We start from the raw sequence: 8,480 nt of genomic DNA, 5'->3' as shown, positions 1-8,480 counted from the left end.
GACATCGGGCACTTTGAAAGTGAACAATTTACGCAACAATTATTGTCTGAGAATATTAAGAAAAAATTTAGTAACTTTGCCGTCCGTTTAACAGAAGTAAATACAAACCCCGTCAAATATTTTATTTAATGGAACAAACCGTAGAAGAGAAGCTGAAAGCTTTATACGAACTACAAACCATCCACACCAAGATCGACAGAATTCGCCAGGTAAGAGGTGAATTGCCTATGGAAGTTGCCGACCTTGAAGATGACGTTGCAGGTCTTGAAACCCGTATTCAAAAGATAAAAGCTGAGCTGGATGATTTAGAAGATGATATTGTTACCCGTAAAAACCTGATAAAGGATTCACAGGCCAACATCAAAAAATACGAAACTCAACTTAATGAGGTTAAAAATAACCGCGAATACGACGCTATATCAAAAGAAATTGAGATCCAGGGATTAGATATCCAGGTAAGTGAAAAAAAGATCAGGGAATTCGGCTTTGAAATAGCCACCAAAACCCAGGTGTATGAAAAAGCCCTTGCCGACCTGGAAGCACGTAAAAGTGATCTGGATGCCAAAAAAGAAGAATTAGGCACCATTACTTCTGAAACCCAGAAAGAAGAAAGCGAACTTACTGCCCAGGCTGAAACAGCAACCAAAGGCATTGATGGCCGTTTGCTGATCGCCTATAACCGTTTGCGTAAAAACGCTAAGAACGGCCTTGCGGTGGTAACCATCCAGCGCGATTCATGTTCAGGATGTTTTAACCAGATCCCGCCTCAGCGCCAGTCGGATATCCGTCAGCGTAAAAAAATCATCGTTTGCGAACATTGCGGCCGTATATTGGTTGACGAGCAAATGGCGATGGAAGCTGAAACAGCATAAATTCCTGCCCCAAAAAGCGGAGTAAGAAATATAAGAGCTGCCTTAAAAGAGGCGGCTTTTTTTGTTAAGAAAATTTAGGGATGGTGATTGGCGATAGTAGCGTAGCCGCCTTTTTTGGGTAATTTACAAAAAACAAAAAAACCTCCCCGGTAAGCCGGGAAGGCGAATATTTTTTTATGATACTCCTTTTCAGGAGACCTGAAAACTTAAACCCTTTTTGATTTGATACGGGCAGCTTTGCCGGTCAATTCGCGCAGGTAATAAAGTTTAGCACGGCGTACTTTACCGTGGCTGTTTACCTCTACCTTATCAATATTTGGCGAGTTGTAAGGGAAAATACGCTCAACACCTATGCCGTTTGATACTTTACGTACAGTAAAGGTTTCAGATATACCAACACTGTTGCGCTGGATAACCACACCCTGGTATACCTGTATACGTTCCTTGTTTCCTTCGCGTATTTTATAGTGAACACTTACCGTATCACCTGCTTTAAAGGACGGATGTACTCTTTTTTCTGATGACTGTTCTTCAACAAATTTTACTAAATCCATGATTTTTAGCTCTTAAAGCGATTTTTAGCCCGTAAAAATCGGATTGCAATTATAGGGATTTTTTTTAACAATTAAAAGTCGATGTTGAAAATTAATTTTCATTAGTTGTTTGGTTGATTGAGTATGATTAAGTGAGTGGTTTTAATTCAACCAACCTAACCCAATCAACTTACACTAACCTAATCAACTCAATCAACCCGACGCGCCTCAGTAAAATAGGCGATAATGGTATAAATCAGCCCAATAAGCAGCAGGTTAAATACAAAACTGATCATCGTATCGCTTCCCGAGTGTGAGCGGCAGTCGATATCAATAAAAGTATAGATGGCATATGCTGCCGCAATTACCAGGATAACCCAGCCAACAACCGATGCCGGCCGGTAGAAAACGCCTGTTCGTGTAAACCAGTTTAATTTCATAAAAATAATTTTAAATGTTTTGATATATCTATTATCGCAGTTGTTTCGGCCTTTCGCCCTTTTACCTTTCGCCTTTTACCTTTCACCTTTTACCTTTCACCTTTCGCCTTTCGCCTTTAACCTACCGAAATATTCTCCGTTATCACGTAGGCAATAAATATTCCTACAATTATCAAGCTGAGCAGGATAAGCAGTATATTCCATATTTTAACTTTTATGGTGATGTTAAGCTGCTGCACCCTGCCTTCTTTTTGGAGGCCCACGTGTGTTATGGCCAATGCGTTAATAATAACGCAGATAATGGGCAGTACTTCGATAATGATTGTCCCTAAAAAGTCTATATAACGCGTTTTATCCAGGCTCGACATCAGCGTAAACATCGCCGCGAACCAGCTTGTACCTACGCGCAGGTGCGAGAAATAGTACATAAACACGCAAAACAAAAAATAGCAGGGCACAACAATCAGCCAAACCCCAAGCGCCGCTGAGCGGCCGGCATTCATAATGGCCATTTTTACCTGAAGGGGATGTTTCTGCGGGTTTATTTCCGGTACTTTTAAGTTTTCCATCTGTTTTAAAAATTCGTCCTTTTCTTTCATGTTAATTACCCTTATAATGCAAAACGATGATCCGGTTGCAGTGTTACAGCATATTTCTTAATTTTTCCAGCCCACGGGATAGCAGCGATTTTACGGTGCCCTCATTTTTATCCAGGATCTCGCTGATCTCGCTGTTGGTTTTTTGTTCAAAATACCGCAGGGCGATCACTTCCTGATATTTAATATCCAGCTTAAGCAGGTTTATCCTGATCTGGTTATAATCGTTATGGGCCTTTAATTCGTTTTCCAGCAGTTCGCGCTCTTCATCCGCATCCTGGTGCAGCAGCTTTTCCATTTGCGGGTTCTCCAGCAACTGCTGCAGCGATTGCGGCTGATATTTACTGCTGCGGTAATACATATTCAGTTCGTTGGTAGCAATGCGGTACAACCAGGCCGATAGGCTGATGCCCCGCAAGCGAAAACTGCCAATCTTTAAAAAAGCTTTTAGAAAAGTTTCGGCGGCAATGTCCCTCGAAAGATCATAATCTGCCGTGCGGCGCATGATGTACCCGAACACCGGCTTATACCAACAATCAAACACCTCGCCGAAAGCGGCAGGGTCGGTACGGCATTGTTCAACAAGTTTGGCTTCGTGGTCGGGGCTCATGCTCGGCAACTATAATGCAGGGATTGTGCTTTGGTTGCAAAATTAGTTTATCAGGTTAGATAAAGTTGATTAAGTGAGTAGTTTGTTAAGGTCTTTACCACTGCCCCAACCTCATCAACCACTCACTTAATCAACCCAATCAACTATTCATCCAGCAAATCAGGCCTTCTCTTCCTGGTGCGCTCTACGGCTTGCTCAAAGCGCCATTTTTCTACCTCTGGGGTATTGCCGCTGAGCAGGATATCGGGCACCCTGTGGCCGTTCCAGTCGGCCGGGCGGGTATAAACAGGGGCATCCAGCAAACCATCCTGGAAAGAATCGGATAATGCAGAGGTTTCGTCGGACAAAACACCCGGTATCAGCCTTACTACCGCATCCACCACCACCGCCGCCGGTAATTCACCGCCCGAGAGTACATAATCGCCGATGGAGATCTCGCGGGTAACAAAAATATCGCGGATGCGCTGGTCGATGCCCTTATAGTGCCCGCATAAAATAATGAAATTCGTTTTGGTTGACAGCTGGTTGGCGATCTGCTGGTTAAAGGTTTCACCATCCGGCGACATAAAGATCACTTCATCATATTCACGCTCGCTTTTCAGCTTTTCAATAATGCGTGCAAAGGGATCTATTGTCATTACCATACCGCTGCCGCCGCCATAGGGGTAATCATCCACACTTTTTTGTTTTTGGGTGGAGTAGTCCCGCAGGTTATGGACATGTATTTCGGCTATGCCTTTTTTTTGTGCACGCTGCAAAATGGAGTGGGCAAAAGGGCTATCCAGCAAGCCGGGCAAAACGGTAACGATATCAAAGCGCATGGTGCAAAGATAGTTTTATTGAGGTGAAAGGTAAAAGGTTAACGGCGAAAGGAATTATTTCAAAAACAGACGAATTAAAGGGTCATTGTCTCGGTTTCAATTTGATCAATTTTAGGCACGGGCAGTAGTAAATAAAAAACAGCCAAATAAATGATTGGGATACTTAGCAAACCAGCAATAAGCACCTGCAAGTAGGCAAAACCGTAGATTACCCAGGTGGCAATTAAAAACAGGAAGTAATTGATATAAACTGCTATATGCATTGCCTTTAACCTGACTTTTTCTATATCTGTTGTTTCGTTTTTTTCTTTCGACCATATCCAAATCAACAGGCAAATCGGAAATAAAATAAATAATTCAGTCGGCAAATCTTTTTTTATCAGATCGTCGATGGCTGAAAATTGGATAATGGCCCAGATCAGAATAAAAAAGAGGATACAAATCGACTTCACGATCAGTAAGTATGGTTTGTAGGGAAGTAAAAAAAGTGATGATTCTTTTCGGCCTTCTCTGGCGCTATAAAGCAAAAAGTAAAACCGGGCAATAAAAATAACCAGAGGAAAAAATATTTCAAGATCATCGAAGACCGCTATGCGGTGTATAAAACCAATCTTCAACCAGTTTCCTAAAGACAGCAAACCGAAATTGGCAAACCGAAAAATTAAATCTGACACTACTGCCCAATAAAGGGCATTCAATCTAATTCCAGACGTTCGCTCATCTTCGTTTTTGAGCCGGGAAAACCCAATGAATATTAATCCCAAAACTTCACAGGTTGTTCCTAGTTCGTCGGTAAAATTACCTGAGCCGTGGTCGGCAAAAATTAAAACCTTGTCCTGAAATAGGTAAATATAGCCAAATACCAACCCGATCAATGCCAGAACTATGCCAATAGGCCTGAAAAATATGGGAAATAAAAGGTAAGGCTTCATTCGGTTTATTTACCGAATATAGAAAATATTATTGCTGGAATCAAAAACCTGCTTTTGCTTCTATCCTGATTCCAGGCTCTTGGTTCCTGGCTCTTTCACAACGGTCTGTAAATTTCCCAGTGATGGCCAAAGGGATCGGCGATATGGCCCAGGCGCATGCCGTAATCCTGGTCGGCTACGGGGTATATTTCGGTAGCGCCGGCTGCAATAGCTTGTTTCGCTACGGCATCCGGATCATCAACCATCAACCCAAACCTTACACTGATGCCGCCCAGGCTTAAGTGGCTAAAGTTGCCATGTTCCGGCGACTCATCAGCCAAGTAAAACGCCGCACCGCCGATGGATAGTTCGGCAACTACTTCACCATCGGGCGATGTTACGCGGATTAATTCAACGGCGTTAAACGCGTTTTTGTAAAAATCTATAGCCGCAGCGCCGTTCTTTACGGACAACGTTGGTTTGATCATGGCTTTAAAGTTGTTTTCCATATCAGTTGCCGTTATTGGTTGCCGGTTTTTCGTCGCGGATGTCTTTTTCAATCAGCCAGTGGTGGCCGAAGGGATCGGTAAAGCCGCCCTGGCGATAGCCGTAATCATAATCCTGTACAGTTGAGGTAATAATAGCGCCTGCGGCTTCGGCATTGGCCATAATGGTGTGCACGTCATCTACCCATAAGCCAATGGAAACGGTAGAGCCGCCAACGTTTTTCGGGCTGAGATTGTCGTGACCCTCCTCATGCAGGTGAAATACCTGCCCGTCGACCTCCAGCTCTGACACGTGGATCGAACCGTCGTCATTACTAAAACGGCGCAGCTCGATAGCGCCGAGTGCTTTGCTATAAAAGCTGATGTCGGTTACCCCATGGCTGATGACCAGTTGGGGCGAAAATGTGGTTTGCTGTTTCATGTGCTGTAAATTTTATAATGGTAACCGGCTTTTTTGCCGCCGGGGCTAATTAAGCCCGACACGGGATCTGCCTATTTATTAAACTCGCCGAAGTGCCACAAAATGCCCGATGGGTCATGTAAAAAATATTCACTGCCCCAGTCATTGTTCCGGATGGCGGTTAATTTTACTTCTTTGTATTTTTCCGTAAGGTTTAACTTCTGCAGCTCATGCCAATGGCGGTTCACATCGTCCACCTCTAAAAATAACATGGTGTTATTTATCCAGTCTTTCACATAAGCATCCTGTAAATAAAACCCCAAGGCATCTGTTTGGAACAGGGACATATTATGAAATAAAACCACTTCCCTGAAACCCAGGTCGCGGTAAAAACTCCTTGAACGTTCAAAGTTTTTAGCCCCGATAAAGGGCCGGATGGATTTAGCTTTATGTTCCATTAGCTATTATTGTTTATACGGCCTATAAAATGTCGGTGCCTGTTTCGTTTAATCCCCCTCTTCCAGCACAAATACCTCTTCCAGCGGTTTGCCGAATACCCGGGCTATTTTTAGCGCCAGCACAGTTGAAGGTACGTATTTATTGCTTTCGATGGTATTGATAGTTTGGCGTGAGACACTCACCAGGTCTGCCAGTTCGCCCTGTGTTATATTTTTGATGGCGCGCTCTACGCGGATATTGTTTTTCATGGCTATCCCTCCTTTGGCAGTGAATGGTTTAGCTTGAAAATCACCCACCTGAAACGGACAATAAAGAAAAATAGCGGCACCATTAAATTCAAAAACAGGATATGTTCGGTATCAGTGGTCAGTATTAAACCAATGATCAGCAAAAAATAGTTTAAATAAATGGCCCATTGCAGGGAATCGAGGCGTAATTGCGAGATCTGTTCATCTTCAATCTTTTCTTTTGCAAAAGCAATAAAGAAAAGGCCAACCGCCATTAACAGCGTCGTCGCCATAAAAAATAAATGACCGTTGTTGAATAGGGTGTTGTCTGCAATATGTTGAGCGTCTACCGGATCAGGGGGCCTTTTGAAAAACACAAACGGCACATGCACCAGGAAAAGTGCAGTCCCAAGGTAACGGAACCAAAAGGGGAATAGAAAGCGTGATTTCATGTTTCAATTATTTTTTAATGAGCGGTTAAGTTGATAAATCTTCCATCGGAACCGGATAATAAAAAAGATCAATGGGCTAATAATATTAAAAATGAGGACAGGAATAAAATGTACGCCATAAATAAAAAGCACACAAACAATAAACAAGGCGTAATTGAAGTAAACTGCCCATTGCAGCGAATCTAAGCGTATTTGCGAAATTTGTTCATCTTCAATTTTCTCCTTTGAAAATCCTATAAACAGAAGGCCGGAGACAATGAGTAAAATAAAAATATCGTGATGTAGTCTCATTCCGATCACCCCGGTGTGGATATCATTCTGTGCGTTTTGGTGAGAAGGCACAACCTGATGTAAATCCACCGAGGTATAGCCTTCAGGGTGCAGGAGCTTTAAAGTGATTGCAAAGGCAACAGCAACAGCAAAGCAACCGTATCCCGCTATGCGCCATTTGTGAGAAAATAAGAAGCGTGATTTCATTTATGTAAAGTTTAATTTACCAAATGTAAAGTAAACTTTACAAATATGAAAGTTTACTTTACAAAAAATCTACATTAAACCGGGCTTCGTTAAACTTTTGGCACGCAATTAAGGATATACCCCAAAAAGTAGTAAATTTGAGTAAACCTTACTGCAATGAAATTTAATAGGCACTTGTATTTATTAATCGGTATAATCTTACTAAGCATTGGTGTATATAGAGATTTCTATATGCATTCCCTTCGCTTTTTAGCATTCTTTTATTGTTTAGGTGGGTGTGCTGTTGGAAACTGGATCGGAAGCTTTTTTAAATCAAAAGAATAGCTTGCCCTGGTTGATTTAAAAATATTTATTGCGTGGAAAGGAGACGCAAAATATTGCGCCTCTGCGCAGATAAGGTTAATCTAAATAAACATCCAGCAGGCCCTCCGGCAAATCAACCGTAACGATCTCTTTTACCACATCGATCCCTTTGATCACCGCTTCGTTTAGCGGGAAAAGAATCTCCTTGTTTTGAAAGTCTACCGCAGCTATTATTTGCTGGGGATATTCGTGTACCGCGGTGATGATGCCCAATACGCCTTCGTTTATATCAACGGCGGTAAACCCTTCCAGGTCGAACAAGGTAAATTCGTCTTTTTTCTTTTTAGGTTTTAATTTATTCGGGAGAAAAATATCCTTGCGGACCAGCGCCGCTGCTTTTTCGATGCTATCCACATCTTCCAGCACCAGGTAGGCCGCATTTTTTTGCAGGTATTTGATGGAACTAACAAAATAAGGTACCAGCTTGCCGGTAATTTCAATAAAAATTCCATCAAGCTTTATTTTCTCCAGGCCCTCAAAGTCGACATACATATTCATCTCGCCTTTTAAGCCTTTGGTTTTTAAAATGCTGCCAATCCTGAAGTAGTCTTTCTTGTCCATGCTATACCTTTAATTTATTCCCTTATAGCGATGGGTTTCAAACCCATCGCTATAAGGGAATGCGTAAAAACAACAATGGCGAAGGACCTGTAGGTGCTTCGCCATTGTATTTATGTCTAAATAAAAATTATTCAGCGCTTTCTGCTTCGGTTTCAGTAGCTGCATCTTCAGCAGGAGCTTCAACTTCTTCAACCGGAGGTGTGTTTTTAGCAACAATGGCTGCCGCTTTCGCCTCTTTCTTTTTAGCTTCAG

General features: G+C 42.3%; 14 protein-coding genes and 1 pseudogene. 2 read left to right on the top strand and 13 right to left on the bottom strand.

The window, feature by feature from the left end; translation table 11 throughout:
* A pseudogene (locus tag QZY09_RS05050) lies at positions 1 to 129 on the top strand (Nif3-like dinuclear metal center hexameric protein); the annotation flags it as partial.
* Positions 129 to 872, top strand: coding sequence for a C4-type zinc ribbon domain-containing protein (locus QZY09_RS05045; RefSeq protein WP_295669010.1), 744 nt, complete (start codon positions 129 to 131; stop codon positions 870 to 872). The pseudogene QZY09_RS05050 and the gene QZY09_RS05045, both read left to right, overlap by 1 nt.
* Before the next feature lie 206 nt (positions 873 to 1,078).
* On the opposite strand, the gene rplS is transcribed toward QZY09_RS05045, so the two are convergent.
* From rplS to rimM, 13 genes are all read right to left on the bottom strand, one after another.
* Complete coding sequence (gene rplS, locus QZY09_RS05040) at positions 1,079 to 1,426, bottom strand: 50S ribosomal protein L19 (protein ID WP_295669007.1); 348 nt, start codon at positions 1,424 to 1,426, stop codon at positions 1,079 to 1,081.
* Between the two features lie 188 nt (positions 1,427 to 1,614).
* Positions 1,615 to 1,845 (bottom strand): hypothetical protein, encoded by a 231-nt coding sequence (locus tag QZY09_RS05035; RefSeq protein WP_295669005.1) that lies wholly within the window; start codon positions 1,843 to 1,845, stop codon positions 1,615 to 1,617.
* A 116-nt stretch (positions 1,846 to 1,961) separates the two neighbouring features.
* Positions 1,962 to 2,444 carry a hypothetical protein gene (locus QZY09_RS05030; protein WP_295669002.1) on the bottom strand — a complete coding sequence of 161 codons (483 nt, stop codon included), beginning with the start codon at positions 2,442 to 2,444 and terminating at the stop codon, positions 1,962 to 1,964.
* A 43-nt stretch (positions 2,445 to 2,487) separates the two neighbouring features.
* Positions 2,488 to 3,051 carry an RNA polymerase sigma factor gene (locus tag QZY09_RS05025; RefSeq protein WP_295669000.1) on the bottom strand — a complete coding sequence of 188 codons (564 nt, stop codon included), beginning with the start codon at positions 3,049 to 3,051 and terminating at the stop codon, positions 2,488 to 2,490.
* A gap of 143 nt (positions 3,052 to 3,194) precedes the next feature.
* A complete protein-coding gene (gene trmD / locus QZY09_RS05020) occupies positions 3,195 to 3,872 on the bottom strand; it encodes a tRNA (guanosine(37)-N1)-methyltransferase TrmD (RefSeq protein ID WP_295668997.1) in 678 nt (225 codons plus the stop codon).
* Between the two features lie 74 nt (positions 3,873 to 3,946).
* Complete coding sequence (locus QZY09_RS05015) at positions 3,947 to 4,804, bottom strand: hypothetical protein (protein ID WP_295668994.1); 858 nt, start codon at positions 4,802 to 4,804, stop codon at positions 3,947 to 3,949.
* Positions 4,805 to 4,899: 95 nt separating this feature from the next.
* Complete coding sequence (locus QZY09_RS05010; protein ID WP_295668991.1) at positions 4,900 to 5,292, bottom strand: VOC family protein; 393 nt, start codon at positions 5,290 to 5,292, stop codon at positions 4,900 to 4,902.
* Position 5,293: 1 nt separating this feature from the next.
* Entirely contained in the window at positions 5,294 to 5,710 is a 417-nt protein-coding gene (locus QZY09_RS05005; protein WP_295668988.1) for a VOC family protein, read from the bottom strand.
* Positions 5,711 to 5,781: 71 nt separating this feature from the next.
* On the bottom strand, positions 5,782 to 6,147 hold the full coding sequence (locus tag QZY09_RS05000) for a glyoxalase (RefSeq protein WP_295668985.1): 366 nt from the start codon (positions 6,145 to 6,147) through the stop codon (positions 5,782 to 5,784).
* A gap of 48 nt (positions 6,148 to 6,195) precedes the next feature.
* A complete protein-coding gene (locus QZY09_RS04995; RefSeq protein ID WP_295668982.1) occupies positions 6,196 to 6,396 on the bottom strand; it encodes a helix-turn-helix transcriptional regulator in 201 nt (66 codons plus the stop codon).
* A 2-nt stretch (positions 6,397 to 6,398) separates the two neighbouring features.
* Positions 6,399 to 6,827 (bottom strand): hypothetical protein, encoded by a 429-nt coding sequence (locus QZY09_RS04990; protein WP_295668979.1) that lies wholly within the window; start codon positions 6,825 to 6,827, stop codon positions 6,399 to 6,401.
* Positions 6,828 to 6,830: 3 nt separating this feature from the next.
* Positions 6,831 to 7,304: a hypothetical protein gene (locus tag QZY09_RS04985; RefSeq protein WP_295668976.1), complete on the bottom strand. Its 474-nt coding sequence runs from the start codon at positions 7,302 to 7,304 to the stop codon at positions 6,831 to 6,833.
* A gap of 399 nt (positions 7,305 to 7,703) precedes the next feature.
* On the bottom strand, positions 7,704 to 8,228 hold the full coding sequence (rimM, locus tag QZY09_RS04980) for a ribosome maturation factor RimM (protein WP_295668973.1): 525 nt from the start codon (positions 8,226 to 8,228) through the stop codon (positions 7,704 to 7,706).
* Positions 8,229 to 8,480 lie beyond the last annotated feature (252 nt).

Origin of the sequence: uncultured Mucilaginibacter sp. (assembly GCF_903913935.1) — a bacterium.
Taxonomy (GTDB): Bacteria; Bacteroidota; Bacteroidia; order Sphingobacteriales; family Sphingobacteriaceae; genus Mucilaginibacter.
The sequence above is the reverse complement of the archived record's forward strand: the minus strand, read 5'-3'. Positions and strand labels throughout refer to the sequence as shown.

What these genes read in the sequence shown, in the direction of transcription:
- QZY09_RS05045 (WP_295669010.1), top strand. Translation starts at nt 129, where the DNA reads ATGGAACAAACCGTAGAAGAGAAGCTGAAAGCTTTATACGAACTACAA.
- rplS (WP_295669007.1), bottom strand. Translation starts at nt 1,426, where the DNA reads ATGGATTTAGTAAAATTTGTTGAAGAACAGTCATCAGAAAAAAGAGTA.
- QZY09_RS05035 (WP_295669005.1), bottom strand. Translation starts at nt 1,845, where the DNA reads ATGAAATTAAACTGGTTTACACGAACAGGCGTTTTCTACCGGCCGGCA.
- QZY09_RS05030 (WP_295669002.1), bottom strand. Translation starts at nt 2,444, where the DNA reads ATGAAAGAAAAGGACGAATTTTTAAAACAGATGGAAAACTTAAAAGTA.
- QZY09_RS05025 (WP_295669000.1), bottom strand. Translation starts at nt 3,051, where the DNA reads ATGAGCCCCGACCACGAAGCCAAACTTGTTGAACAATGCCGTACCGAC.
- trmD (WP_295668997.1), bottom strand. Translation starts at nt 3,872, where the DNA reads ATGCGCTTTGATATCGTTACCGTTTTGCCCGGCTTGCTGGATAGCCCT.
- QZY09_RS05015 (WP_295668994.1), bottom strand. Translation starts at nt 4,804, where the DNA reads ATGAAGCCTTACCTTTTATTTCCCATATTTTTCAGGCCTATTGGCATA.
- QZY09_RS05010 (WP_295668991.1), bottom strand. Translation starts at nt 5,292, where the DNA reads ATGGAAAACAACTTTAAAGCCATGATCAAACCAACGTTGTCCGTAAAG.
- QZY09_RS05005 (WP_295668988.1), bottom strand. Translation starts at nt 5,710, where the DNA reads ATGAAACAGCAAACCACATTTTCGCCCCAACTGGTCATCAGCCATGGG.
- QZY09_RS05000 (WP_295668985.1), bottom strand. Translation starts at nt 6,147, where the DNA reads ATGGAACATAAAGCTAAATCCATCCGGCCCTTTATCGGGGCTAAAAAC.
- QZY09_RS04995 (WP_295668982.1), bottom strand. Translation starts at nt 6,396, where the DNA reads ATGAAAAACAATATCCGCGTAGAGCGCGCCATCAAAAATATAACACAG.
- QZY09_RS04990 (WP_295668979.1), bottom strand. Translation starts at nt 6,827, where the DNA reads ATGAAATCACGCTTTCTATTCCCCTTTTGGTTCCGTTACCTTGGGACT.
- QZY09_RS04985 (WP_295668976.1), bottom strand. Translation starts at nt 7,304, where the DNA reads ATGAAATCACGCTTCTTATTTTCTCACAAATGGCGCATAGCGGGATAC.
- rimM (WP_295668973.1), bottom strand. Translation starts at nt 8,228, where the DNA reads ATGGACAAGAAAGACTACTTCAGGATTGGCAGCATTTTAAAAACCAAA.